The organism is Sulfitobacter sp. CB2047 (assembly GCF_000735125.2).
GTDB lineage: Bacteria > Pseudomonadota > Alphaproteobacteria > Rhodobacterales > Rhodobacteraceae > Sulfitobacter > Sulfitobacter pontiacus.
Window position 1 is genome coordinate 14,342 of record NZ_CP072616.1, and the last position, 25,181, is coordinate 39,522.

Annotated in this window: 24 protein-coding genes and 1 pseudogene; 15 read left to right on the forward strand and 10 right to left on the reverse strand. The window is 57.8% G+C overall.

From position 1 onward, the window contains the following. Positions 1–44 precede the first annotated feature (44 nt). Genes benC through IV89_RS17820 form a run of 7 tightly spaced genes read left to right on the forward strand, consistent with a single transcriptional unit; the run spans position 45 to position 6,421 of the window. On the forward strand, positions 45–1,067 hold the full coding sequence (gene benC, locus IV89_RS17790) for a benzoate 1,2-dioxygenase electron transfer component BenC (protein ID WP_037945250.1): 1,023 nt from the start codon (positions 45–47) through the stop codon (positions 1,065–1,067). Beyond that, positions 1,064–1,843: a benzoate diol dehydrogenase BenD gene (gene benD / locus IV89_RS17795; protein ID WP_037945249.1), complete on the forward strand. Its 780-nt coding sequence runs from the start codon at positions 1,064–1,066 to the stop codon at positions 1,841–1,843. Before benC ends, benD begins: the two co-directional genes overlap by 4 nt. A 42-nt stretch (positions 1,844–1,885) precedes the next feature. After that, positions 1,886–3,058: an ABC transporter substrate-binding protein gene (locus IV89_RS17800; protein WP_037945248.1), complete on the forward strand. Its 1,173-nt coding sequence runs from the start codon at positions 1,886–1,888 to the stop codon at positions 3,056–3,058. 57 nt (positions 3,059–3,115) lie between these two features. Beyond that, a complete protein-coding gene (locus tag IV89_RS17805; RefSeq protein WP_037945247.1) occupies positions 3,116–3,985 on the forward strand; it encodes a branched-chain amino acid ABC transporter permease in 870 nt (289 codons plus the stop codon). A gap of 4 nt (positions 3,986–3,989) precedes the next feature. Then, entirely contained in the window at positions 3,990–4,994 is a 1,005-nt protein-coding gene (locus IV89_RS17810; RefSeq protein WP_037945245.1) for a branched-chain amino acid ABC transporter permease, read from the forward strand. Continuing rightward, complete coding sequence (locus tag IV89_RS17815; protein WP_037945244.1) at positions 4,987–5,730, forward strand: ABC transporter ATP-binding protein; 744 nt, start codon at positions 4,987–4,989, stop codon at positions 5,728–5,730. Before IV89_RS17810 ends, IV89_RS17815 begins: the two co-directional genes overlap by 8 nt. After that, complete coding sequence (locus IV89_RS17820) at positions 5,723–6,421, forward strand: ABC transporter ATP-binding protein (RefSeq protein ID WP_037945243.1); 699 nt, start codon at positions 5,723–5,725, stop codon at positions 6,419–6,421. Before IV89_RS17815 ends, IV89_RS17820 begins: the two co-directional genes overlap by 8 nt. Before the next feature lie 39 nt (positions 6,422–6,460). Here IV89_RS17820 and IV89_RS17825 read toward each other — a convergent pair whose 3' ends face one another. Both IV89_RS17825 and IV89_RS17830 read right to left on the reverse strand, forming a co-directional pair. Then, positions 6,461–7,351: a LysR substrate-binding domain-containing protein gene (locus tag IV89_RS17825; RefSeq protein ID WP_037945242.1), complete on the reverse strand. Its 891-nt coding sequence runs from the start codon at positions 7,349–7,351 to the stop codon at positions 6,461–6,463. Positions 7,352–7,449: 98 nt separating this feature from the next. Beyond that, complete coding sequence (locus IV89_RS17830) at positions 7,450–8,325, reverse strand: dioxygenase (protein ID WP_037945240.1); 876 nt, start codon at positions 8,323–8,325, stop codon at positions 7,450–7,452. 287 nt (positions 8,326–8,612) lie between these two features. Between IV89_RS17830 and IV89_RS17835 the strand changes: the two genes are divergently transcribed. The 8 genes and pseudogenes from IV89_RS17835 to IV89_RS17870 all read left to right on the forward strand — a co-directional run bounded on the left by IV89_RS17835 (position 8,613) and on the right by IV89_RS17870 (position 15,651). Beyond that, positions 8,613–8,993: a hypothetical protein gene (locus IV89_RS17835; RefSeq protein ID WP_037945238.1), complete on the forward strand. Its 381-nt coding sequence runs from the start codon at positions 8,613–8,615 to the stop codon at positions 8,991–8,993. Then, a complete protein-coding gene (locus IV89_RS17840; RefSeq protein WP_037945237.1) occupies positions 8,990–9,847 on the forward strand; it encodes an alpha/beta hydrolase in 858 nt (285 codons plus the stop codon). The genes IV89_RS17835 and IV89_RS17840 overlap by 4 nt, the downstream gene beginning before the upstream one ends. 236 nt (positions 9,848–10,083) lie before the next feature. Beyond that, positions 10,084–10,944, forward strand: coding sequence for a 3-keto-5-aminohexanoate cleavage protein (locus IV89_RS17845; RefSeq protein WP_037945236.1), 861 nt, complete (start codon positions 10,084–10,086; stop codon positions 10,942–10,944). Further along, on the forward strand, positions 10,941–11,645 hold the full coding sequence (locus IV89_RS17850) for a CoA transferase subunit A (RefSeq protein ID WP_037945235.1): 705 nt from the start codon (positions 10,941–10,943) through the stop codon (positions 11,643–11,645). Before IV89_RS17845 ends, IV89_RS17850 begins: the two co-directional genes overlap by 4 nt. Then, positions 11,645–12,268 carry a 3-oxoacid CoA-transferase subunit B gene (locus tag IV89_RS17855; RefSeq protein ID WP_037945233.1) on the forward strand — a complete coding sequence of 208 codons (624 nt, stop codon included), beginning with the start codon at positions 11,645–11,647 and terminating at the stop codon, positions 12,266–12,268. Before IV89_RS17850 ends, IV89_RS17855 begins: the two co-directional genes overlap by 1 nt. Further along, positions 12,261–13,469, forward strand: a complete 1,209-nt coding sequence (locus IV89_RS17860; protein WP_037945232.1) for a benzoate/H(+) symporter BenE family transporter — start codon at positions 12,261–12,263, stop codon at positions 13,467–13,469. Before IV89_RS17855 ends, IV89_RS17860 begins: the two co-directional genes overlap by 8 nt. Positions 13,470–13,552: 83 nt before the next feature. Next, positions 13,553–14,212 (forward strand): annotated as a pseudogene (locus IV89_RS17865) (NADP-dependent malic enzyme); the annotation flags it as partial. An 84-nt stretch (positions 14,213–14,296) separates the two neighbouring features. Beyond that, positions 14,297–15,651, forward strand: a protein-coding gene (locus tag IV89_RS17870) for an IS3 family transposase (protein ID WP_107277721.1) whose coding sequence is annotated in 2 segments (ribosomal slippage) — positions 14,297–14,636 and positions 14,636–15,651 — 1,356 coding nt in all. Because the reading frame shifts where the segments join, the coding sequence is not laid out codon by codon here. 254 nt (positions 15,652–15,905) lie between these two features. Here the strand turns inward: IV89_RS17870 and IV89_RS17875 are convergent. The 8 genes from IV89_RS17875 to IV89_RS17910 form a co-directional block, all read right to left on the reverse strand. Then, a complete protein-coding gene (locus IV89_RS17875) occupies positions 15,906–17,627 on the reverse strand; it encodes a GMC family oxidoreductase N-terminal domain-containing protein (RefSeq protein ID WP_037945227.1) in 1,722 nt (573 codons plus the stop codon). 63 nt (positions 17,628–17,690) lie between these two features. Continuing rightward, positions 17,691–19,142: an aldehyde dehydrogenase gene (locus IV89_RS17880; RefSeq protein WP_037945225.1), complete on the reverse strand. Its 1,452-nt coding sequence runs from the start codon at positions 19,140–19,142 to the stop codon at positions 17,691–17,693. Between the two features lie 147 nt (positions 19,143–19,289). Beyond that, on the reverse strand, positions 19,290–19,850 hold the full coding sequence (locus IV89_RS17885; protein ID WP_051844016.1) for a maleylpyruvate isomerase N-terminal domain-containing protein: 561 nt from the start codon (positions 19,848–19,850) through the stop codon (positions 19,290–19,292). Continuing rightward, positions 19,850–20,914: a cupin domain-containing protein gene (locus IV89_RS17890; protein WP_051844029.1), complete on the reverse strand. Its 1,065-nt coding sequence runs from the start codon at positions 20,912–20,914 to the stop codon at positions 19,850–19,852. The genes IV89_RS17885 and IV89_RS17890 overlap by 1 nt, the downstream gene beginning before the upstream one ends. 35 nt (positions 20,915–20,949) lie before the next feature. Further along, complete coding sequence (gene maiA / locus IV89_RS17895) at positions 20,950–21,594, reverse strand: maleylacetoacetate isomerase (protein WP_037945221.1); 645 nt, start codon at positions 21,592–21,594, stop codon at positions 20,950–20,952. 11 nt (positions 21,595–21,605) lie between these two features. Then, positions 21,606–22,430 (reverse strand): universal stress protein, encoded by an 825-nt coding sequence (locus IV89_RS17900; RefSeq protein ID WP_037945219.1) that lies wholly within the window; start codon positions 22,428–22,430, stop codon positions 21,606–21,608. A gap of 24 nt (positions 22,431–22,454) precedes the next feature. Next, complete coding sequence (locus tag IV89_RS17905; protein WP_037945217.1) at positions 22,455–23,153, reverse strand: fumarylacetoacetate hydrolase family protein; 699 nt, start codon at positions 23,151–23,153, stop codon at positions 22,455–22,457. 35 nt (positions 23,154–23,188) lie between these two features. Further along, positions 23,189–25,144: a TRAP transporter fused permease subunit gene (locus IV89_RS17910; RefSeq protein ID WP_037945216.1), complete on the reverse strand. Its 1,956-nt coding sequence runs from the start codon at positions 25,142–25,144 to the stop codon at positions 23,189–23,191. Positions 25,145–25,181 lie beyond the last annotated feature (37 nt).

Consider the following 25,181-nt stretch of genomic DNA (forward strand, 5'->3'; position numbering starts at 1 on the left):
CCCGCGCACCGCTGGCAGGTGCGCGGCCAAGGGAGGAGCATGCCATGACGACCTATAACGTTGCCCTGAATTTCGAAGATGGCGTCACCCGCGTCATCCAGTGTGATGACGACGAGAAGGTGACCGATGCCGCCTTCCGCCAAAAGATCAATCTACCGATGGATTGCCGTGATGGCGTCTGTGGCACCTGCAAGTGCTTTGTCGAGAAAGGCGAGTACGAGCTGGAATTCTACATGGACGAGTCCATGAGCGACGAAGAGGCCGAACAGGGCTATGCGCTTGCCTGCCAGATGATCCCCGAAAGCGATTGCATCGTGCGGATTCCGGCATCGTCGGCCATCTGCAAGACCGCACCCGAAGCCGTAGAGGCCGAATTGCTGGGCGTCGACAAACTCTCCGAGACGTCCTTCGGCCTCCGGGTAAAGCTCGCCAAGCCGATCAACTTCCTTTCCGGTCAATACGTGAACCTGACGGTTCCCGGCACGGACAAACATCGTTCCTATTCTTTCTCATCAGCGCCGGGGGCGCAGGAAGCAAGCTTCCTGATACGCAACTTGCGGGGCGGTGTGATGAGTACCTATCTCGGCGAGCAGGCACAGCCCGGAGATGCCCTGACCGCGACCGGTCCGATGGGGGCTTTTTACCTGCGACCTGTAGAGCGTCCGCAGCTATGGCTGGCCGGTGGGACCGGACTGGCGCCTTTCCTGTCAATGCTCGAACAGGTGGCCGAGCAGGGGGCCGACCAGCCCATCGTGCTCTACTATGCCGTGACCCGTGCTGCGGATCTGGTGGAACTGGACCGCGTGAAAAACCTTGCTGAAAAGATCGGCAACGTCACGGTCATCACGATTTTGGCCGCCGCCGAGGACGAGCATGACCGAAAGGGATTTGTCACCGACCACCTGACTGCCGAAGATCTGAACGACGGCGATTGCGACGTTTACCTTTGCGGCCCGCCGCCGATGGTCGACGCGGTACGTGCGCATTTCGGCAACCTAGGGGTCGGGCCGGCCAACTTTTACTTCGAAAAGTTCAATCCGACCGAAGCCGAGGTTGAAGCAGCATGAAACCGCGTTTCGACGACAAGGTCATGGTCGTGACCGGTGCGGCACAAGGGATTGGCCGCATGGTGGCCGAGCGCGCCGCCTCTGAGGGTGCCCGCGTGCTGATCGTCGACCGCGCGCCCGCCCGCAAGGATGTGGTCAAGGCGATCCGCGCGGCGGGGGGAGAGGCCGAGGCGATCTCGGTCAACCTCGAAACCTGGTCTGGCTGCGAAAAGGCGATGCAGAAGGCCGTGGACCTTTGGGGCCGCATCGACATCCTCGTCAACAATGTGGGCGGCACGATCTGGGCCAAGCCATTTGAGTATTACGAGCCCAAGCAGATCGATGCCGAGGTGCGCCGCTCACTTTTCCCGACGCTTTATTGCTGCCGCGCCGCCATCGAACACATGCTGCCGCACGGCGCGGGTGTGATCGTCAACGTCTCGTCCATCGCAACGCGCGGTCTGAACCGGGTGCCCTATGCAGCGGCAAAGGGCGGCGTGAATGCGATCACGGCAAGCCTCGCCTGGGAAGTGGCAGAGCGCGGCATTCGCGTCGTGGCGACTGCCCCGGGTGGCACCGAAGCACCGCCACGTGTGACACCGCGCAATCCGAACGCGGAACAGGAACAGCGCGAGGACTGGTACAAGACCATCGTCGACCAGACGATCCAGTCCTCCTTCTTGAAACGATACGGAACGCTCGACGAGCAGGCAGGCCCGATCCTGTTCCTGGCGTCGGACGATGCGTCCTACATCACCGGCGTCACCGTGCCGGTTGGTGGGGGCGATCTAGGATAGGCCCTGAGGAGGGGCCTGAAAACCAACTGGAGGAGATTCAAAATGAAACGTACAATCCTGGCGGCCCTTGGGCTCGCCACCAGCTTCGCTTTGCCTGCCGCTGCCGAAGACATCAAGGTCGGTCTGCTGCTGCCATTCTCGGGCGTTTACGCGTCGCTTGGCAACGACATCGAAGCAGGCTTCAACCTTGCCATCGAACAATTCGGCAACGAGACCGATGCGAGTTTCGAGATTGTCCGCGAGGACACAGAGGTGAAGCCGCCGGTCGCTCTTGGCAAGGCCAAGAAGCTGATCCTGCAAGACAATGTCGACGTGATCGCCGGTATCGTGTCTTCGGGTGTGCTTGGCGCCATTCGGGACATGGTGCACGGCGCTGGCGTGCCGCTCATCGTGGCCAATGCCGGCAATGACGAAGCGACCGGGGCGGACTGTTCGCCCTACATCACGCGCATGTCCTTCTCGAACAGCCAGGTCAACCGCCCGATGGGCACCTGGATGCGCGAACAGGGCATCGGCAAGGTCTACACCCTCGCGCCGGACTATGCCGCAGGTCGCCAGATGATCGACGCGTTCAGCGCAAGCTTCACCGCCGCAGGCGGCGAAGTGGTCGGGCAGGAGTTCACGCCGTTCCAGAAGACGCAGGATTTTGGTCCGTATCTCGCACAGGCCAAGGCCAGCGGAGCTGATGCCGTCTATGTGTTCTACGCTGGCGGCGAGGCGATTTCCTTCGTCAAGCAGTACGACAGCTTTGGTCTGAAAGCCGAGCTTCCGCTTTACGGTTCTGGATTCCTGACCTCGCCGCTGTATGTGAACGCGGAAGGTCCTGCCGCAGAGGGTGTGATCACCGCACTGCACTATGTGCCGACCATCGACACCGATGCGAACCGCGTCTTTGCCGAAGCCTTCACCGCAGCGACCGGCCGCGTTCCTTCGGAATTCGCGGTACAGGGCTATGATACTGCGCGTGCTTTGATCGAGGCGACTAAGACCGGCGCATCGGATCGGGAGACGCTTGCAAACGCGCTGCGTCAGGTCAGCTTTGAAGGGCCGCGTGGTACGCTGTCAATTGATCCGGCGACCAACAACGTCATCCAGCCGATCTATGTCTACGAGACCGTGGCGGGCGAAAACGGCCTGACCCAGAAGATTCTGGCCCAGCTTCCCGCCGAGGCTGACCCTGTCAATGGCTGCGAGATGGCATCCATCTCGAACTGATCCCCTTGTCCCGGCCGCTTGCCTGTGGCCGGGACTTTATTCCGAGGAGGACCTCTCATGGCACACGATCTTGGTTTCTGGACGCTTCAGGCGCTCAACGCGCTGCAACTGTCCATGCTGCTTTTTCTGCTTTCCATTGGCCTGACGGTCATCTTCGGGCTGATGCATTTCGTCAACCTTGCGCATGGATCGCTGTACGCGCTCGGGGCCTACTTTGCCGCCTCGCTGGCTGCTGTCGGCGGTTATTGGGCAGGGTTCTTTCTGGCTCCCGTCGCTGTGGCCGGAGTGGGTGTCCTGCTCTATTCCGGGCTGATCAAGCGGATGCGCAAATCCGGGCCCATGGCGCAGGTTCTGGTCACATTCGGCCTTATCTTTGTAATGCTCGATCTGACGCGCATCTTCTGGGGCGATCTGGCGCTGGCCATTGAGGTGCCTGCGCTTCTTGAAGGCCGCCTTGCCTTCCTGGGCGTCGAGTATCCGACGTACCGTCTATTCATAATTGCGCTTGGCCTTGCGATTTTTGCCGCACTGGCCTTTGTCCTGAGCCGCACGCAGATCGGCGCGATGATCCGCGCAGGCGTCGATAACGACTCGATGGCCGCGTGCCTTGGGATCAATGTCGAGCGTCTTTTCTTCACCGTCTTTTGCGTTGGCTGTGCGTTGGCCGGTCTGGCCGGTGCTGTTGCTGCACCGCTCTTGAGCGTGACACCGGACATGGGGCTGCAGATCCTGATCCCGACGCTGATCGTCATCGTGATCGGCGGGTTGGGATCGCTCAAAGGCGCCATTGCCGGGTCGCTGATCTACGGGTTCGTGCAGACCTTTGGCGCGGTTCTGGCTCCTCAACTGGCTTCTGTCCTCATATATGCCCTGTTGGCTGCGGTCCTTGTGATCAAGCCGGTCGGCCTTTTCCCCGCGAAAGGATAAGTCGATGTTTCGTCACAACGCACTTCGTTACACCGCTCTCGTGATTTTGGCTGCCGGAGCTTTGTTCCAAGCCTTCGCCGCCGAATATTTCGGACTGGAGATCCTGACGGAAATCCTGATCCTCGCCATGCTGGTTCTCGCCCTGGATATCGTCGCGGGCTTCGGTGGCATGGTCTCGCTCTGCCACGGTGCGCTGATGGGGGTAGGGGCCTATACCTATGCTCTTCTTTCCACCAAGGCGGGTATCGCCCCGCCCGTGGCGATGGCTGGTGCCATCGCCGTGACGGGTTCCGCCGCTTGGGTGATCGGTGCTGTCTGCTCCCGCAGCCATGGGATCTATTTCATCATGGCGACGTTGGCCTTTGGTCAGATGGCCTATTCCTACGTGTTCGAAGCGCCGATCTTTGGTGGCGATGACGGTCTAGGCGGTATCTCCCGACTGGATCTGAGCTTCATCGGTGTCGATCTGAATGACAGCCGCAGTTTTGCCCTGTTCTGCCTCGCGGCACTGGGAGCGGTGTATGGCGCGTCGGTCTTGATCCTGCGGTCGGGTCTGGGACGGTCGCTGACGGGTGTCATGCACAATGAGCAGCGGATGCGCGCGCTTGGCCTGACGGTCTGGCGGGTCAAGGCGGATGTCTTTGGTCTGTCCGGCATGATCGCTGGTCTGGCGGGTGCATTGGCGGCACAGCATATCCTTTACATCTCGCCCGGACTTCTCGGCTGGACGGTGTCCGGCGAAGCGCTGGTCGTTGTCATCCTTGGCGGCCTCGGAACATTGGTTGGCCCTCTTGTCGGTGCAGCCGCCTTTGTGCTGCTCAAGCACGAGCTGAGCGCTGTCACAACCTATTGGCACCTAGTTGTGGGGGCCATCCTGATCGCCGTCGTGATGAGCCGTGCCAACGGGATCTTCGGCTGGATCGAGACCCGTTGGGGTGTTTGGGTCGAACGTCGCGTGGCCGATGCGACCCGCAAACAGCAGCCTGAGGAGGTAGCGAAAGATGCTTGAGACACGCAATCTGGACAAGAGCTTTGGTGCCGTTCACGTCACACGAAAGGTATCACTGAAACTGGAACGGGGCGAGCGTCGCGTCATCCTGGGCCCCAATGGCGCAGGCAAGACAACACTCTTCAACCAGTTGGTGGGTGAACTGACACCGGACAGTGGTTCGGTGCATCTGGCTGGAGAGGATGTCACGGCTCTTCCGGTGGCAAAACGCGCGCGTCGCGGCCTGTCGCGCAGCTATCAAAAGAACACCCTGTTCGATGGACTGACGGTCGAGGAAAACCTTGGCCTTGCTGCCGCCGTCCATACCGGCCACGCGACACGGCTTTGGTCAGACAGCCTTGCCAAACCCGAAGTGCGCGAGATCGTCAAGGAGGTGGCCGATCAGGTCAACCTGATGCCCTTCATCCACGCAAAGGTGTCCGAGATCAGCTATGGCGTGCGGCGCCAGCTTGAGGTCGGGGTTGCCCTAGCCACAAGGCCGCTGGTCCTGCTGATGGACGAACCAACCAGTGGCGTCGGGCCGGAAATGTCGAAAGGGTTTCACGACCTGCTCAACAACCTGCCGCGTGATCTGACGATGCTGATCATCGAGCATGATATGGATCTTGCCTTTGACGTGGCCGACACGATCACCGTGCTGAACTACGGCGAAGTGGTGTTTTATGGTCTGCCCGAAGAAGCGCGCGGATCGAAATTGCTCAAGGAAATCTATCTGGGGAGTTGGGAAGATGCTTGAATTGAACGCAATTGAATCCGGGTATGGAGAGACGCAGGTCCTTTACGGCCTGTCGCTTGAAGCACAGACGGGCCGCGTGCTGGCGATCCTTGGCCGGAACGGCGCGGGCAAATCCACGACGCTCAAGACAATCATGGGTCTTCTGCCGCTGAAGTCGGGGGAAATCCTGTTCGATGGTAAGCCAATCGCCGGCCAACCTTTCGATATTGCAAAAAGCGGGATCGCCTATGTGCCTGAGACGCGCGATATCTTTCCCTCTCTGTCTGTGCGCGAGAACCTGGAAATTGCGGCGAAACGCTTTGGCGGCCCCAACGCCGAGTGGACGATGGAACGAGTCCTGGAGCTGTTTCCCCGCCTTGGCGAGCGGCTCGACAATGGTGGGACACAGCTTTCGGGCGGCGAACAGCAGATGCTGGCCATCGCGCGCGGCCTGTTAATGAATCCGAGGCTTCTGATTCTCGATGAGCCAACCGAAGGCCTTGCGCCGATCATCGTAAAGCTGATCCATGACAAGCTTCAGGAATTAAAAGCGGCGGGGCTGTCGATGATCATCGTCGAGCAGAATTTCGGGTTTGCTACCTCGCTCGCAGATGACGTCGTGGTCGTCGGCAAGGGGCAGATCGTCTGGACAGGCAGCGCCGACGAAATCAAGGCAGACGAAGACGCACAGCACACCTGGCTGGGTGTGTGATTCGACGCGGCCCTCGCAGCGGGCCGCGTTTCGGCGGCGTCAAAACGTCTTGCGCGCAACCTTCTGCGCAATACCCACGAAATTTTTGATATGTACTGCCTGGTCGTCGAGGCGGTAATTCACCGATAGTTCCGTACGTGCGATTTCAGGTTCAATCTTGAGGAACTTCATGCCCTTGCGCGGCGCATTTGCAACCGACTCGGGCACGATGCAGACGCCTTCACCTACCGCGACCAGACTGAGTGCGGTTTGCAGGTCCATGCACCAGATCCGCATCGGCGCTTCGAACCCTGCATCTTCGACCACCTTCAAAACCATGTCCGCGTAGCTGGGTCTGGGCCGCTCGGGGTAGAGGATGAGATTGTGTGTTATCAGTCGTTCAAGCTTGGCGACGGTGCGCCCGTCCGTGTCGACAGTATCAGGCAGCGCAAGAATGAGTTTTTCTTCGACAAGGTGTTTTGACAGGAACTCAGGATCTTTCAGAGTGGGCCGCGCGAAAACCACATCCAGTTCGCGCGAGACCAAGGCGCGGTGCAGACCCGCATTGTTCATCGGATTGAGGCTCAGATTTACCTCCGGATAATTGGCGCGGTAAGACCTGATGATGTTCGGAAGAATCCCGAATGTAGCGGACCCGACAAAGCCAATACGAAGACGTCCCTCAGCGCCCTGGCCCAAGCGGCGCACCTCTAATTGCGTATCTTCCAGCTGAGCCAGGATCGACTTGCCACGTTCCAGAAGTCGTTGACCCGCCTGCGTCATGGTGATTGCGCTGCGACCGCGGTTGAAAAGGATCGCCCCGAGGTCTTCTTCCAACTGTTTGATCTGGCGGCTAAGTGGCGGCTGCGCCATGTCCAGCCGGTCCGCCGCACGGCCGAAATGGAGTTCTTCGGCGACGGCAATAAAATAGGACAATTGTTTCAAGTTCATTTTTTTTGGCTCTCCCCCAGGCATTCACGATAAGCGATACCCCTCAACAAAAAAAGGCCCCCGTTACTCGGGGGCCAGTCTCAGGGAGGTGTCGAAGATTATTCCGCGGCGACGGTCTGCGCGCCTGCGTCAGCTTTGAGGGCGAAATCGAACTCGAAGTGCAGGTCTGTGCCAAGCTCTTTCGGTGCCGGCTTGAACTTGCCGATCAGGCTTTCCTTCACGGCGAACACGCTGTCGTCTTCCAACCAGGCGCTGTCCGCGTCGTAGATCTGGCTGATCAACGGGCGGTAGCCGTCCTTCGAGATGATGAAGTGCATGTGGCCGGGACGGTTCGGGTGGTGCCCCATGAAGCGCAGCAGTTCACCAGCGGTTTCATCTTCCGGGATCGGATATGGAACCGGACGCACAGCGACGAAAGCATAGTGCCCGTTTTCGTCGGTCTCGAAACGGCCGCGCAGATTGTATTCCGGTTGGTCCGGGTCGAGGTTTTCATAGACGCCATTCGGCGCGTCTTCCCAGACGTCCATGGTCACACCAGCAATGCCGTTGCCATTCTCGTCGCGGATGTAGCCTTCGAAGTAAGCAGTTTCTTCGTTGTCGAAATGCTTCTGGATGGTCGAGCCACCCTTGGGCAGAACCGGCGGGTTCTCACGGTAGAACGGGCCAAGCACTGTCGATTCGCTGGCATTGCCCTCAACCGGGTTGGTCATCATGTCGACCAGAACCTCAACACCGATGATGTCTGCCAGCAGGATGAATTCCTGGCGGTTGTCGTTGCTGAGCTTGCCAGCGCGCACAAGGTAATTGCAGGCTTCGAGAAATTCGCTGTGCTGCAGTTTCACGTCCTTGATGAAGCCGTGCATGTGCTTGATCAGCGATGTCATGATCTCGCGCTGGCGATCGGTGATATCGCCGTTCTTGCCGAGACTCTCGATCACGACGTCCGTGATGTTGTCTTGGTTTACGATGCCCATGGGTCGTTTCTCCTCCTGGCAGTCCAAAATTTGATCACAGGATGCATGGGTGCTTCCCGTCACTCAAACAGACTTCCTCAAAACGACCTCATACACCAATGCCTGTGGCGGTATCGGGTGATACCATATCAAGGCGAGATGCACCTGGCATGCGGTAAACCGCCTGTTTGGCAGGACGTCTTCGGTTCGATCAATCCAAGAGTATTAACCCATACCCCCCGCAGCATGGCCTCGCCGTGCCAACCCATGTCAGCTTTGGGTAACACGTCAAAACATGGGAGGCTCAGGTGATCGAAAGCTTTAAGCACATTCAATCCACACTTGAGGATAGACCGCATCTTCTACGTATTGGGCGTCTCTTCTCCGAGACGGTTCTAATCGAGGTGGATGGCAATGAATATTACCTGACCTTTGAAAAAGGTCGCATCGTTTCGGTCAACGAAGGTCCGAGCCGCAAAACCCCGTGGCGCTTTGCTCTGCGTACTGACGCCGAAGCCCTTGAGAAATTCTGGCAGGCGCGTCCCGAACCCGGGTTCCACGACGTCTTCGGATTGGTGAAAATCGGCCGTGGCCGGATCGACGGAGACATCCTGAGCCTCGTCAAGAACCTGCGATTTTTCAAGGAAGTTTTGACGCTGGCACGCGCAAAAGAGGAGTTGGCCGCATGAGCATCGAACCAATCACCGGTCGCTATGTGACTGTCACAATTCAGGGCGCAGCCCGCCGCATCTATTTTGAAGAGGCAGGGCAAGGGCGTCCGGTTATCTGCCTGCACACCGCAGGCGCAGACACCCGCCAATGGCGCCACCTGATGAATGATGTCGAGATCACTGCATCGAACCGCCTGATCGCGTTCGACATGCCGTGGCATGGCAAATCGCTGCCTCCCGAAGGCTTTGAGACCGAAGAATACCTGCTGACGACCGAGGCCTACATCGAGACCGTTCTCGCCGTCATCGGCGCGCTTGGTCTGGACCGCCCCGTACTTTCCGGCTGTTCCATGGGTGGCCGCATCGCACTGCAACTTGCGGCTCTTCACCCCGAAAAATTCAGTGGGTTCATCGCTATCGAGGCGTCAGATTTCCAGCCCGCTTGGTACGATATCGACTGGTTCCATCGCCCCGATGCCCATGGTGGTGAAATGGGCGCGGCGCTCGTTTCCGCCAATATCTCGCCCTATGCACCGAATTCAGAGCGTTGGAATACGCTGTGGATGTTCATGCAAAGCGGGCCGGGCGTGTTTCGCGGGGATCTGAGTTTTTACACCAAGGACGACAGCCTGATCCCGCGCCTGCCGACCATCGATACCAAGAAAACGCCCGTCCATATCATCGTGGGGGCCTACGATCTGACATGCACGCCCGAGGATGCCGAACGGACAGCGAACGCGATCCCCGGTGCCACGCTGGCTGTCATGGATGAACTCGGACATTTCCCGATGAGCGAACATCCGGACGGGTTCCGTCCATTCTTTGTTGAAGCATTGGAAAAGATGCCGAAAGCGGCCGCCAAAGCCGCCTGAGCGAGACCAAATCAAGGGAGGAAGAACCATGTGCAAGAACGCAGGAAACCCCTGTCCAGGATGCAAGAAACACAAGACGTCCGAGGCCGCATGGATGTTTTTCAGTGATGAAGAACGCGAGACCCTGGAAGTCTTGAGCAAGACCCAGGCACCTGTGCGCTCCGCCGCGCATCCCTGACCAGACCCTGACCATCGCACAGCGACGATCTGTCGGCCTGTGCAAACGGAAAGATATCATGACCAGTCCCTGTATCATCTGTGTGGCAATCACGGGTAGTTTGCCCACGAAAGCCAACAATCCCGCCGTTCCGATCACCGTATCGGAGCAGGTCGAGTCCACGCATGAAGCCTTCGAGGCGGGTGCCTCCATCGTTCATGCCCATGTGCGCAATGACGATGAAACACCGTCCTCTGACCCCGAGAAATTCGCGGCGCTGAAGGAAGGGATCGAAGAACACTGCCCGGGTATGATCATCCAGTTCTCGACCGGCGGTCGTTCTGGTGCAGGCCAGACGCGTGGCGGGATGTTGTCGCTCAAGCCGGACATGGCATCGCTCTCTGTTGGCTCTAACAACTTCCCGACCCGCGTTTACGAAAACCCGCCGGATCTGGTGGATTGGCTCGCCTCGGAAATGCTGGCTTACGGCGTCAAGCCCGAGATCGAAGCCTTCGACCTGAGCCACATCCTGAAAGCCAAGGACATGGCCGACAAGGGGCAGCTGGCAGGCACTCCTTATGTGCAATTCGTCATGGGTGTGAAAAACGCGATGCCGGTCGATCGGGACGTGTTTGAATACTACATCCACACGGTAAAGCGCCTGTTTGGCGCGGACGCGCCGTGGTGTGCTGCAGGCATAGGGTCCAACCAGCTCACGCTGAACGAATGGGCCATCGCTGCGGGTGGTCACGCCCGGACCGGACTCGAAGATAATGTCCGTTTGGATCGTGACAGGCTGGCACCTTCGAATGCGGCGCTTGTCCGCCGCGCCGCTGGAATATGCGAACAGAACAATCGGCCGGTCGCGACCTCGGTCGAGGCGCGCCGCATTCTTGGAATGCGTCTTCCCGAAGATAGCAAAGAAGGACAAGCGGAATGAAGAAGGTCTACAACACAGCAGCAGAGGCCCTCGACGGCCTCCTGCATGACGGGATGCTGATCGCGGCGGGGGGCTTTGGTCTCTGCGGCATTCCCGAACTGCTCATCGACGCGCTTGTGGAGAGCGGCGTCAAGGATCTGACCGTCGCCTCCAACAACGCGGGCGTTGACGATTTCGGCCTCGGCAAGCTCTTGGCGACCCGCCAGATCAAGAAGATGATGTCGTCTTACGTGGGCGAGAACGCCGAGTTCATGCGCCAATACCTGTCGGGCGAGCTTGAACTGGAATTCAATCCGCAAGGCACTTTGGCCGAGCGCATGCGTGCAGGCGGGGCAGGTATTCCCGGATTTTACACCCAGACCGGAGTGGGCACCCAGATCGCGGAAGGTAAGGAAGTCAAGGTTTGGGGCGACAAAGAGTATATCCTCGAAGAGGGAATCTTTGCGGACCTGGCCATCGTCAAGGCTTGGAAAGCCGATGACACGGGTAACCTGATCTTCCGGAAGACCGCCCGCAACTTCAACCCGCCAGCCGCCATGTGCGGCAAGGTCTGCGTCGCCGAGGTTGAGGAGATCGTCCCGCGCGGCAGCCTTGATCCGGACATGATCCATCTGCCGGGCATCTACGTGCACCGGGTTATTCAAGGCCAGCACGAGAAGCGGATTGAACAGCGCACTGTGCGCAAGCGGGAGGACGCATAATGCCTTGGGATCGCAATCAGATGGCGGCGCGCGCCGCGCAAGAGCTTGAAGACGGGATGTATGTGAACCTCGGCATCGGGATCCCGACGCTAGTCGCCAACTACGTGGGCGACAAGGATATCACGCTGCAATCCGAGAACGGCATGCTGGGCATGGGCCCATTCCCGTTCGAGGGGGAAGAAGACCCCGATCTCATCAACGCAGGCAAGCAGACAATCACCGAATTGGCGCGCACCAGCTATTTCGACAGCGCCACGTCATTCGGCATGATCCGTGGCGGCAAGATCGCGGCCGCAATCCTGGGCGCGATGGAGGTGTCCCAGACTGGCGATCTCGCGAACTGGATGATTCCGGGCAAGTTGGTCAAAGGCATGGGCGGCGCGATGGATCTGGTCGCAGGCGTAGGCCGGGTTGTTGTGGTCATGGATCACACCAACAAGCACGGCGAGAGCAAGGTGCTGAAGGAATGCACTCTGCCTTTGACCGGGAAAGGCGTCGTCGACCGCATAATCACCAACCTGGGCGTGCTGGACGTGACCCACAAGGGCCTGCGCATCGTCGAATGCGCGGAGGGCGTGACCCGCAAGGACATCATCAAGGCGACCGAGGCAACGATTGTCTGATGCGGCAGGATACCGAGGGCTGCGCCTGAGTGATGTTTCCGGCTCCGCAATCGGAGCCGGTTTTCTTGCAGTCCTCGTGTCCTATGCCGGTCCTCTCTTGATTTATCTGAGTGCGTCCGAAGCCATGGGGATCGACAAGGAGGGGTTTTCGTCCTGGGTCTTCGCGATATCTATTGCGGCTGGGGTCTCGAGCATCGGCCTCAGCTTATGGTTCCGCGTCCCGGTTGCGATGGCGTGGTCGGCCCCCGGTACAGTCTTGCTGATATCCCTCGGTACATCTTTGTCTCTGGCTGAGATGGTTGGTGCCTATCTGGCTGTTGCAGCAGTTCTGGTCCTGATTGGCGTTTCCGGTGTGTTCGAACGCCTCGTCAAACTGCTGCCGCCCTCCGTGACCAATGGAATGATGGCGGGTATTCTGTTCGGATTTGGCCTGAAAGCTGCCGGAGGGTTGGCAACGGATCCCGCTGCAATTGCTCTGCTGATCTTGGTCTTTGCCGTCTGCGCGGCTGTTGTTCCCCGCTACGCTATGCTGGTCCTGCTGGCCTCGGCATTGCTTGTCAGCGCCGCCTTCTATGATGCGTCGGTCGGAACCGTCGGTGTTGCATTCGCGAATCTCGAAATAACCGGACCTGCGTTTTCAACGGGGGCCATGCTTAGCTTGGCCCTGCCTTTGCTGATCACCACGCTGAGTGGCCAGTACCTTCCGGGCATGGCGATCCTGCGCGCCAGTGGGTTCCAGATCTCGGCAAATCCAATCTTGATCGTCGGGGGGCTCGTCTCCGTTGCCGCCGCTTTCCTGGGCGGGATAACCACCGCTTTGGCCTCGATCACCGCAGCCTTCTGCGCAGGGCCAGATAGCCACGAAGACCCCGAGCGCCGCTATATCGCTGGAATCGCCTGCGGTGTCTTCTTCTGCCTTGGCGGTGTCTTCTCCGGTAGCATCGTCGAGACCCTGGTCCTTTTGCCATCGGCCCTTATTGCTCTGCTGGCTGGTCTGGCGCTTCTACAACCCATCCTGAAATTCACCAGTTCGATGCTGGCATCTGGCGATGCTCAGGCCGGGCTGCTCACCTTCATGTTCACGGCGTCCGGTGTGTCCCTGTTCGGGATCGGTTCCGCGTTCTGGGGTGTGGTCATTGGGATCGTTGTCCACTTTCTGGGGAGGGCTGCGGCGTCACTGTCGGGCGGCACAAACCCCTGAGCAATCGAACATTCATCAAATAACGGCTGGTGATGGAGCGACGAATCGACGTCCCGCCAAACCGCCCGGACGAGGCAAAACCCATGACGACTGATCTGAAAACCGAAGCGCTGAATTACCACTCGCGCGAGCCTGCGGGAAAGATGCAGACCTTGCCGACCAAGCCGATGACCACCCAGCACGACCTTGCGCTGGCCTACAGCCCGGGCGTTGCCTTCCCCTGTGAAGAAATTGCAGCGGACCCGAGCACGGCGGCTTTGTATACCGGACGCTCCAATACCGTTGCAGTGATTTCGAACGGAACGGCGGTCCTAGGTCTCGGCAATATCGGCGCGCTGGCGTCAAAGCCGGTGATGGAGGGCAAGGCAGCACTTTTCAAGAAGTTCTCAGGTCTCGATTGTGTTGACTTGGAGGTCGATGAAACGGACCCAACCCAGTTCATCGAAGTGGTCGCACGCCTAGAGCCGAGTTTCGGCGGCATCAATCTCGAGGACATTAAAGCCCCCGAATGCTTTGTCATCGAGAAGGCCCTGAAGGAACGCATGGGTATTCCTGTCTTCCATGACGATCAGCACGGCACGGCTATCGTTACCGCAGCAGGCATCCTGAACGCCCTAATACTTGTTGGAAAGAAGATCGAAGACGTGCGGATCGTGGCCAATGGGGCAGGTGCCGCATCGCTTGCCTGCCTTGACCTGTTGGTCAGCTTCGGGGCGTCGAAGGACAATATCATCGTCTGCGATGTCTGACGTCAGCACTTACCGGACAGATTTAGGGGTTTGAGCAACGGAGGATTTCTGGTTCATCGAAGCCAATATGGAGCGAAGATGAACAAGAAATCCGGAACATCGAAGGACGCTGCTGACAAGCTGGTCAGGGGCATCAAGCGCAAGACCCGCAAGCATTACTCGGCCGAGGAGAAGATCAGGATCGTCCTCGCTGGTCTGCGCGGCGAAGAAAGCATTGCCGCCCTTTGTCGACGGGAGGGGAGGATTGCCGAGAGCCTGTATTATTCCTGGTCGAAGGAGTTCCTGGAGGCCGGGAAAGCCCGGCTTGCGGGTGATACGGCCAGACAGGCGACAGCACCCGAAGTGAAGGAACTGCGATCGGAATCTGCGGCCTTGAAGGAGGTTGTCGCTGAGCTGACGCTTGAGAACCGGCTGCTCAAAAAAAGCATGACCGGGGGTGGGGAAACAGACGAATGAGATACCCTGCATCCGAGAAGCTTGAAATCATTCGCACGGTTGAGGCATCGCATCTGGCGGTCAGGCAGACGCTGAAGATGCTCGGCATTCCCAGCAGCACCTATTACGATTGGTATGCGCGTTGGGCCGAGGGCGGGATCGATGCCTTGGCAGACCGCTCGCCACGCCCGAAATCGGTATGGAACCGCATCTCGGAGGAGGTGCGCGGAGATGTTGTCGACTTTGCCCTGGAGCACGAAGACCTGACGCCGCGCGAACTGGCCGTCAAATACACCGATGAGAAGCGCTATTTTGTCTCAGAATCCTCCGTCTATCGCATTCTCAGCGCCGAGGATCTGATCACGGCACCGGCGCACGTGGTGATCCGCGCGGCCGACGAGTTCCGGGACAAAACGACCCGCCCGAACGAGCTTTGGCAGACCGACTTCACCTATCTCAAGGTCATCGGCTGGGGCTGGTTCTATCTCAGCACAATCCTTGATGACTACAGCCGCTACATCATCGCCTGGAAGCTCTGCACGACGATGAAGGCTGAGGACGTCACCGAGACGCTGGACCTGGCGCTGGAGGCCTCCGGCTGTGACAGCGCGACGGTCGTGCAAAAACCTCGGCTGCTCAGCGATAACGGCTCGTCCTACGTGGCGGCCCATCTGGCCGAGTATCTCGAAGATAAAGGCATGGATCACGTCCGCGGCGCACCACATCACCCGCAGACCCAAGGCAAGATCGAGCGATGGCACCAGACCACGAAGAACCGGGTTCTACTGGAAAACTACTTCTTGCCGGGCGACCTGGAACGGCAGATCGGCGCCTTTGTCGATTACTACAACAACCATCGATACCACGAGAGCCTGAGCAATTTGACCCCGGCCGATGTCTACCACGGCCGCGGCGCCAAAATCCTGAAAGCGAGAGAGGAGATCAAGACACAGACAATCCGGCAACGCCGCTTGCAGCACCAAGTCGCTGCCGCTTAAACTAAAACAGAAATCGAACCAGAGCCTCCGTTACGAAACAGCCCACGCTCTCCGAAAAACTCTGGCGACGGACAGCCTCGAATTTTTTGCGACGCTCCCTGGAGAGATTTCATTCAGTTCATAGTGAATCATGATCGTTCTTTACGATACAGGCTTGACCGTGGGGAGATGGCAAGAAGCCGTATGGCACAGGATGTGCGCCTACGTTGGCAGGGCGGTGTGGAAACCGCCCAGCCGTATAGTGTTTTCGACGGTTAGGTCAGCATATCGGCTAATTTCATCCCGATCATAGCGCATGCCGGCATTGTGGGAACGGAGACAATCCGCGGCATGATCGTGCTGTCGGCGATGCGAAGATTCCGAATTCCATTTACCCTCAGTTGAGAGTCAACGACTGCGAGTCCATCAGCCCCCATCCGGCATGCCCCGGAGGAATGGAAGTATGTTGTCGCTCCATTTCGAACAAAATTGGCAAGTTCCTCACCTTGCAAATCCTTGCCTGGCGCGACTTCCTTAACCACGTGTTCTTTGAGGGCAGGTGCGTGGGCAATCTCACGGGCGACGCCAATTGCGCGCTCTAGATAGGTTACATCATCTGGATGGCTGAGGAACTGCATGTCCACGACAGGACGCGCCACTGGATCATTCGAAGCCAGTTTGACGGTCCCACGGCTCTTGGGAGAAACAAGTCCTCCGCAAAGCGCCCATGTATTGCCAGGCTTTTCGATCGCATATTCCTTCGCGATGACATCGCTGGCATAAGGAATTTCGATCTGGACGATGCTGACGTCTGGCAGTTCGAGCGATGAGTCCGTCTTGAGATAACCAGACATATTGGCAGCACTGTTGCGATGCTCTATCGGTTCTGGCGCTTCAAAAAGGCATCCACCGTGCAAAATATGGTCCTGCACGTTCTTGCCAACTTCAGGTGCGTGAAGAACGGTATCGATATTCGCATCCTTGAGTTCAGTTTCGTCGCCGATGCCGCTAAGCATGAGGAGCTTGGGCGTGTTGAACCCGCCTGCGGACAGCACAACCTCGCGATCGGCACGGAAGACAACAGTCTCGCCATTGCGAACACATTCGACACCGACAGCAACCCCACCTTCGACAATCACCCGGTTCACGGTCGTGTTAACCAGAAGCGTAACGTTATCACGCGCCAAAGCAGGGTACAGAAATGCACGCGCCATTGAATTGCGACGTCCATCCCTAATGATCTGGTTCATCAAACCGAAACCGTTGCCGGTGATCTCACGGTCTGTGTTCAGATCATCGGTGACCGGCAATCCGACCTCTGCAACAGCATCAAGTGTCGCTCCAACCAGTGGCAGCAGTCCTTGCGCCGGCTGAACCCAGACAGGTCCATCGGTCCCGCGGAATTCCGGGTTGTGCGCACCTTGCCAATTTTCCATGCGCTTATAGATTTCTCGGCTGGCTTCATAGTTCCAGGAAGCATCTCCTGTGACGTCCGCCCAGTGATCCATGTCGGCTTTGGTCGGGCGTGCCCAGATGGTGGCATTGATGCTGGATCCGCCGCCAACCACGCGTCCGGTATGTTCGGGGATAGCGCGGTTGTTCACACCGGAACTGGGGATCGCAACGTCGCCCCAATCGCGTTCGGTGCCCAGATTGGTAAACCAAACGCGCGGATCTTCGATCGACGGCGCAGTGTCCCAATCGCCAGCTTCGATCAAAAGGATATTGCCGTCTGTCTTTTCCGAAAGTGTGCCAACCAGTGCGCAACCGGCACTGCCCGAGCCAACAACAATGTAGTCATAGCTTTGCGAAAGGTTAGACACCCTGTCGGCTTGCATCTGGCGGATGTTGTCCAGTTCATCTGCCAGTGCATGAAGAGGTGCGCCGCCAAGCACCCCGGTTGCGAGTGCCGTCGTAATGAAGGCGCGTCGGGACATTTTGCCGGTGATCACCGAATGCTCGAGTTGTTCAAGCCTGTTGTCTGTGTATTTGTTCATGATTTCCTCCCTGTTTCCCGTCAAGCGCACGCTTGACGGGTTCTCGATCAACCGTTCCTGCAATCAGAAAGGGTATCCCTGTCCGCTTTGTTCGATAGTGATCCACTTCAGTTCGGTGAACTCATCAATGACAGCACGCCCGTCGAAACGCCCAAAGCCGCTGGACTTGGTTCCGCCGTATGGTGCCTGTGCTTCGTTTGCGACGGTCGATCCATTGATATGCACCGACCCGGTGTCGATCCGTTGGGCAACGTCAATCGCGCGTGTTACATCGCGCCCGAACACGCCCGCTGAAAGTCCAAATTCCGTATCATTTGCAATGCGCACTGCGTCCTCGGTGTCCGTTGCACGAATGATCGAAACGATCGGTCCGAAGGTCTCTTCGCTGTAGATGCGCATGTCCGACGTGACACCATCAAGAACCGTGGCAGGCATCATTGCACCGTCTCCAGGACCACCTGCGACGATACGGGCGCCCTTGGATACTGCGTCATCAAGAAGGGATTTCAGGCGATCAGCAGCTTTCAAACTGATGACTGGCCCAAGCACACAGGCCGATTGCGCAGTTGGGTCGCCCAATGGCAGTGTCTTTGCGCGTTCAGCAAATTTACCGACATATTCGTCCGCAATTTTGTCATCGACGATGATCCGCTCGGTCGTCATGCAAATCTGACCTTGATAAAGGAAGGCGCCGAAGATCCCGGCGTTCACCGCATCGTCAATGTTAGCGTCGTCCAGAATGACAAGCGGAGACTTGTCGCCCAGCTCAAGAATGCAACGCTTGAGGTGCTTGCCGGCCTTTTCACCGATGATGCGACCAACAGCGGTCGATCCGGTGAAGTTTACGCGACGCACGGCTGGATGCGCGATGATCGCTTCAACTGCATCGGGCGCTGTCGCAAGATTATGGGTAATAAAGTTCAGCACACCAGCCGGGAACCCGGCAGCGGAAACGGCTTCGGCCATCAATTCGTGGGTGCGGGGGCTTGTTTCGGAGGCTCGAAATACAACCGTGTTTCCACACATCAGCGGGTATGCAATTGCACGCGCCGCCAGAACCACCGGCCCGTTCCACGGCACAATGCTAAGCACCACGCCAACTGGCTGGCGGACAGTCATCGATATGGTTCCGGGTTTGTCTGTTGGAATGGTTTCGCCCTGAATCTGAGTTGACAGACCGGCAGCTTCGCGAAACAGGTTAGAGGCCAGCATAACGTTGAAACCGGCCCAAAGCTCGTTTGCACCAACTTCGGCCTGCATGGCCGCGATAAAATCACCGACGCGAGCGTCGATTTCATCCGCTGCTTTCAGCAGAAGCGCACGTCGCTCTCCCGGGCCTGTCTTTGACCAGCTTTGAAATGCGCGATGTGCTGATTCAACCGCCGCAATACTGTCTTTGACCCCCGCTGCTGCGCTACGGGTCACTGTTTTTCCACTGGTAGGGGCTATTCGGTCAAAGGTTGCACCGCCCTCGGCAGAGACACGTTCGTTGTCGATTAGTAGTTGAGTTTCCATTTTTTCCTCCCGTTAGGCCCTGTTCTTAATCGGTGCGATATCGCTTTCGATGGCTCCCGAATAGTAAAGGAGACGCACGAATCATTTCTGTATAATGCAATAGTTTTCATTATGTAGAAATATATTTTATCTCTTTGCGCCCGCACCTCACAATCCGACCGGCATGTCACGTGCGCTCGCCCCGTTCCCAAGAGAGATAGCTGCCTGCCAAATCTGTGTAGCTCTAAGCCTAGGCAGTTGCCTTGGCGTCAAGCCTGGGGTGTGAACCTGAGCCAAGGGCATGTCCCATTCCGCGTCGGACAGATCGCGCCAGCATACATTCAGATGAACTTCGGAATGGCGAAACAAATGGCGGATCGCACGTGGCGGTAGTGTTGCCGCAAGATCGAGGTCCGAGAAGTGCTGTTCCTGATCCGCCGAAATCGTCCCTATGTCACCGTTATGAAAAGCTTCGAGCATCAAGGCCTGCCGGCGAGCGCTGAAACTGATGCTTGTCACGACATGGGCACGAGAATGGCCCTCGACAGCTGACGGGCAGTACAAATCAGTGTCGCTAAGTTCCATTAGCTTGCGCGCAAAAAAGGCGGTCCCCCGGCGCGCAAGTAACAGATCTTCGTGCGGCGCAGAGGCTGCGTCATAACGCGCTCCTTCGCCCTGTCGATCGCGAAGCGCCGCGCGGGCTGCCTCTTCTGCTTCGCTAAAGGGCATTATTGCAGCCCCTCGACCTTGGTGCGCATGAAGGAAAGGGCCTCCATGATCGGGGCATCTGAAAAGCGGAACAGATCGAACTGCGACTCCGCCTGAAGCGACCACGCAACCCAGCTTGGCACAACAAACAAGTCACCCTTTGTCAGTTTCTTGGTTTCACCGTTCAATACGACCGAGCCCGAGCCTTCGAACACCTGGAAAACGCTAGAACCGACTTCTTGCCGTGCGGGTGTTTCCACGCCCGGGCGCAGCCGGTGGAATTCACAGCGGATGGTTGGCATTACATCGCGGCCGGTTGTCGGGTTGACATAGCGGATCGCCGCATGTCCTTGTTCGACCGTTGCGGGATTTCCTTCATCTTCCAGCAGCAATTGCTGCGTCAGTGCCTGATCGGTAAATTCCCATCGGTATGCGCCAATCGGTGAAGATACAGTATCTTGAAGTTGCGACAGCGGGCGCAGGCCGGGGTGGCACCAGAGCCGTTCGCCCTGCGAGTAGTTCGGTGTCGCGTTGTCGGTCACACGCTCGGAACCGAACTCGAAAAAACCGACATCCATCTGCTGGCTAAAAGGGATGTCTAGACCGTCAATCCAGGCCATCGGTTCGGACGCCACGTTGTGGTGCCCATGAAAGTTCCAACCAGGTGTCAGCAGCAGATCACCGCGCGACATGCGGACCGGATCGCCATTGACCACTGTCCACACACCCTCGCCTTCAACAACAAAGCGGAACGCGTTTTGCGAATGGCGATGCTCAGGCGCGTTTTCGCCGGGACAAAGGTACTGGATCGCGCACCACAGCGTCGGACTTACGTAGGCACGCCCGCCGAGGCCGGGGTTGGCCAGACCGATCGCCCGGCGTTCACCGCCACGGCCTACGGGAACCAGATCACCGGACCGTTCAGCTAAGGGCAGCAAATCCGACCATTTCCAGACATGCGGCACCGCCTTAGACTTGGGGTGCAAGGGCATCAAGTCGCCTGTTTGGGTCCACAGGGGATTGAGATGGTTTTCCTCGAACCCCTTGTAAAGTGCCCGAAGTTCTGGTGTGTCGTCGGGTTGCATAGCGTTATCCATGTCTCTCTCCTCCAAAAAAGTTTTTAGGCAGCGTCGGGCTGATTGGGTGGCGCGGCATTGGCAAATTCCGGCATCCCATGAAGTTCGGCAAATATCCGTGCGATGGTTGGCCATTTTTTGAGCGGAATGCCGAAGCGCTTGTTGTTCCAGACCTGCGCATACAGACACACATCCGCCAGGCCAGGCGTATTGCCATGGCAAAAGCGGCCCGTTTCAGGGCTTTGCAGGGCTGCCTCCAACGCATCGAATGTTGTTTCGACCCAATGGGTGAACCATTCTTTCTGGGCAGTTTCGTCGGCATCGAACTGGTCACGAAGACGGAAGAGAACGCGTAGGTTGTTCAGGGGATGGATTTCGCAGGCAATCATGTAGGAAAGAGCACGCACGCGTGCACGGCCAAGCGGGTCCGTCGGCAAAAGCGTGGGGGCGGGACAAATCTCTTCAAGATATTCGATGATCGCCAGCGATTGTGTAAGGTTGGTCCCGTCGTCCAGTTCCAGTGTAGGAACGAGCCCCTGTGGGTTCCTCGACAAATACGAAGGCGTTCGAGTTTCGCCATCGCGCAGAACGTACGCGATGTAGTCATACTCCAGACCCTTTAGGTTTAGTGCCGCACGAAGGCGTGTTGAGGTCGAGGATCGAAAAAAGTTGTGAAGGCGGAGGGTCATAGGATGTTCCTTCAATGTGACATGAAAACCGGCACACGCGCGGTCTTGAGGACGTCATGGGTGACACCACCGAATACGTCCTGCGAAAACTTGCTGTGCTCGTAAGCCCCCATAACAATGAGCTTGGCACCGACTTCGTCTGCGGTATCTTCGATGACAGAAGCGATATTGCGTCCTTGCGCCGGTCGCTGAAGACGTGTCGCGGTGATGCCGTGGCGTTCGAGATGACGGAGAATCCCAGCATCTGTAGTCGAGTCCTCTGCGTCAGTTCCAATCGTCAAAATCGTGACCTGGCGTTTCCCTTCGATAATGTGCATGGCATCGCCAAGTGCGCGGGCAGCGGCGCGTTTACCGTCCCAGGCCACCAGTACATGATCTGATAAGGCGGGTGCCGAATAGCTTTCAGGCACAACCAGCACAGGACGGCCACTGCGCAATGCAATAAGGTCGGGACTGACAACATGATGTTCTTCACCGATCAGATCGGATTGGAACCCGGTGATCACCAAGTCATAGGATCTTGCGTACTCACTTGGCAGGGTTTTTCCCATTACCTCCGGAGGGATGAATTCCGCCCGATCTGTTAAACCGGCATCGCGTACGACTGTTTCAAATTGTGCAATCGCGGCGTTAGTATCCGCGTCGTCAACTTCTCGAAGTTTGTCCCGCAATGCAGAGGAAAGTCCCCCGCCATAGCGATCGAAATACGAGCGCCCATTGCGCATTACCACTGTCAGCCAAGCATCATGATGCTTGGCCAACTTGATTGCGTGAGAGAGGCTGCTGGCAAAAGCCTTCTCGCCGCTGAAAGCCAAAAGCAGGTTCTTGAAACTCATGTGCCTCTCCCTTGTTGATGTGCGTTAGGTTTCGCGCGGGCCAATCGGCGTTTCGATGGAACCGAGCCCCTCGATGGACACGACACAGACATCGCCAGGCAGCATGGCGCCAACGCCGGCCGGTGTGCCGGTCATGATCAGATCGCCCGGCTCCAACGCGATGGAATGCGACAGGATCGAGATAATCTCGGGTACCGACCAGATCAGGTCGGCAAGATCGGCATCTTGTTTGGCCTCGCCGTTCACCGTCAATTTGATGGAGCCTTTGTCGAGGTGGCCGACTTTACCGACCGGATGTACCGGGCCAATTACGGCAGAGCGGTCGAATGCCTTTCCCCAGTCCCAAGGGCGGCCCTGCTCGCGCGCCTTCAATTGAAGATCGCGGCGGGTCAGGTCGTTGCCAACGGCATAGCCCCAAACGTGGTTCAGGCTGCTTGCTTCCGCAATGTTTTTGCCAGCGGTCCCAATAACCGCTACCAGTTCAGCCTCGTAATGGAAGTTTTCGGTCTCAGGCGGATAGGCGACCGTTTCACCATCCATCACAACGGCATCTGCAGGTTTGGTGAAGAAGAAGGGTGGATCGCGATCCGGGTCTTTGCCCATTTCGCGCGCATGTGCCGCATAGTTGCGTCCAACACAGAAAATGCGGCGAACCGGCAAGCGATCCTCTGTGCCATAGACAGCCACTGTTGGCTGGGCCGGAGCTTTGAAAACTAGTGCCATTGGTATTCCTTTCATTGCTTTTCTCACAGGGGCATTCAGCCCTGAACTTTACTATCCGCATCAGTTTGAGGAGCAGAACGGTCGCGCCGCCCCAACACCCAAAGAGCGGACAATGCGATGAATCCTGCGCCGTTGATCCATAGGGTCTGCGCCCCCCCAATTCCAGGCGGTAGAAGCAGCGCGATTCCTGCCAAGCCGGTAAACACCCGGCGAAGGGGCCCCATCGGTCCGTGTAGCCATCCCACGAAGGCTGCAGAAATCGCGTAGACGCCGATCACGGCTGTAATCACGGCCAAGGCGATCTCGGTGGGCTCTCCGATAAGGAGCAAGGCTGGCGAGAAAACGAACAGGAAGGGCACGATATAGGCCGTCCAGCCAAATCGCATGGATTCCCAAGCTGTCGCCATGGGCGAAGCTTTGGCTATCGCCGCTGCAAAAAATGCGCCGATTCCAATTGGCGGCGTAACCATCGACATCATCCCAAGGTAAAAGATGAACAGATGCGCTGCGATCGGCTCTATGCCAGACTGCACTAACGACGGCGCGATCAGTACGGCCAAAAGCAAGTACACCCCGACGGTCGGCATCCCCATCCCAAGGATCAGACAGACCACAGCCGAGATAAGCAGCAGCAAGAAAACGTTGCCCTGTCCCAAATCGACCAACGCAAATGTCGCCGCAATCCCAAGGCCAGTTACGTTCAGGACGCCAATGATAAAACCGGCAGCGGCCGAAATCATTATGATTTCCGTAATCGATCGGCCAGCTTCAACAGCAGCGGACCACAGGTCGCGCAGGACCATACGGGTCTTGCCGTAGCCGACGGTCAATCCGATCAACAGTGCGGCAGAGGCTCCCCAAAGCGCCGATGTTTCAGCAGGTTGGTTGAACCAGAACAAGGCGATTACGATTGCGGCAAATGGCAGGATGAACACCCAACCACGCGACATGACGCTGCGCGTCGCCGGAATGTCATCCAGTTCAAGCGGCTGGATGTTTTGCTTGGCGGCAAGCAAGTCGGCCTGCACAAAAAGCGCGACATAATACAGCAAAGCTGGCACGATGGCAGCAACGACGATTTCCGAGTACGGCTTTTGCAGGATATCTGCCATCAGGAAGGCAACAGCCCCCATAACAGGCGGCGCGATCTGCCCGCCGGTTGACGCCACGGCCTCGACGGCACCAGCGGTTGTCCGGCGGAATCCCGATTGGATCATCAGTCTGATCGTTACCACGCCGGTCGCGACAATATTCGAAACAACCACACCCGAAATCGACCCGAACAGCCCCGATGCCACAATCGATATCTTTGCGGCGCCACCACGCTTTCGGCCCATCGTCGCCATCGCGATATCGTTGAAAAAATCCGCCCCGCCAGATCGAAGCAAAAGCTGGCCAAAGAATACGAAAGCCACGACCACGGTTGCTGCAACATTAAGAGTCAGTCCGAGAAGCCCGTTCGGATCAAAAGCCAGATATACCGCCAGCCTCTGCGGCGCGACTTCGCGGGTTTGGAGAGCGCCTGGGACAAGATGACCTATCATTCCGTATGCGGTGATCACGATCACAACAAGAACAAGCGTCCACCCGACGGCTCGCCTTAAACCTTCAAGGACAAGCAAAAAGAGTGCCACTCCGACAATCAGGGCATCCAACGGAAGGGACATGGAGGTCGAAACAAGACTCGGATAGGCGAACATTAGATAGAGCCCCATTCCCAAGCCAATTGACGACAGGAGCCAATCAATAACTCGAGGCTGGCCAGCGTCTTCCCCATCGCGTTCCCCACGACCCGACACCAGGAAAATGATGGACAAGCTCAGACCTAGAACCAGCGCAAGAAACTGTTCGGTATAGTAGGAATAGCCAAGTCGTGACGGTAAGCTTGCAGCCTGCACAACAGCAGTCAGCGTCAGCGTTCCAGCCAAACCGTTGACAAGCATACCCTTCAAACTGCGGTCCCTACTGGGGGGATTGACATCATGTTCCACGCCACGCCCTTTCATGAAATGATCGGGGCGACATTGC